Consider the following 808-nt stretch of genomic DNA (forward strand, 5'->3'; position numbering starts at 1 on the left):
ACTTCAATCTCAGGGAGGAAACCTTTTGAGTGAAGATGGAGATCAGAGTACTCAGCAGGAATAGTGGCTTTCTCCTCTAAATAAAGAATAAAGCAAGTATCCTGAGAAACATGATTGACTAGGGTAAAGTAATCAAGGATTCCTGAAGGCAAGAACAAGCTTAAAGAAGCAACAGGATCAATCGTTTGGGAAGAGGATGTTTTCATGATGCAAAAATAAGAATTTTAACGCAATCCCCCAAGGTTTCAGACTGAGCCCGCTTCAAGGGCACTGGAAAGCGCCTTGTTGTCATGTCTCATGCTTTTCAGTTCCTCAAGTGCCCTGTCAAGTTTAGACAGGATCTGCATATTACCCGACTGCTGTTCACGCTGCAAGTCATCAAGCAGGTTTCGAAGCCGCAGGTTCTCATCATCCTTTGACAGTAGTTGGGCGATTAATATGTTGATCGTTTCCTTGTCTTCCATGTCGCAAATATACAAAATAAAGCTGACTTATGCAAGACTTTTAATATATTAATATATTGATAATCAAATATATAACCTTGTATAATCGATTCTTCTGTAACCTCGTACTACCCTACGAGTAATTCTTTGCGGACAGTACCCTGGAGCAGAACCACGAGTTTCTCCCAACCGATTTCATAACGATGACTGGCCTTGCAGAAAACAGGCAGGAGGAAACGGTCTTTGTCCAGCTTCTTCCAATAAAGCACGTATCCCCCTGTATCATGATGAAGGATTTTGATGTTCCGCCGGTCCTTACTCAAAAAGATGAAAATGTCCCCTGTGGAGGGCTCTTTACCCATTAT

2 protein-coding genes and 1 pseudogene are annotated in these 808 nt (G+C 42.0%); all 3 read right to left on the minus strand.

The window, feature by feature from the left end; all coding sequences use genetic code 11:
- Nucleotides 1-206, minus strand: a pseudogene (locus HMPREF0106_RS28070) (transposase); the annotation flags it as partial.
- A gap of 39 nt (nucleotides 207-245) precedes the next feature.
- Nucleotides 246-464 carry a hypothetical protein gene (locus tag HMPREF0106_RS00050; protein WP_009041334.1) on the minus strand — a complete coding sequence of 73 codons (219 nt, stop codon included), beginning with the start codon at nucleotides 462-464 and terminating at the stop codon, nucleotides 246-248.
- Between the two features lie 107 nt (nucleotides 465-571).
- Nucleotides 572-808 (minus strand): IS66 family insertion sequence element accessory protein TnpB (tnpB, locus tag HMPREF0106_RS0125360; RefSeq protein ID WP_032851713.1); only part of this gene is annotated, 237 nt, incomplete at its 5' end.

This window comes from Bacteroides sp. D22, assembly GCF_000163675.1.
Taxonomy (GTDB): domain Bacteria; phylum Bacteroidota; class Bacteroidia; order Bacteroidales; family Bacteroidaceae; genus Bacteroides; species Bacteroides xylanisolvens.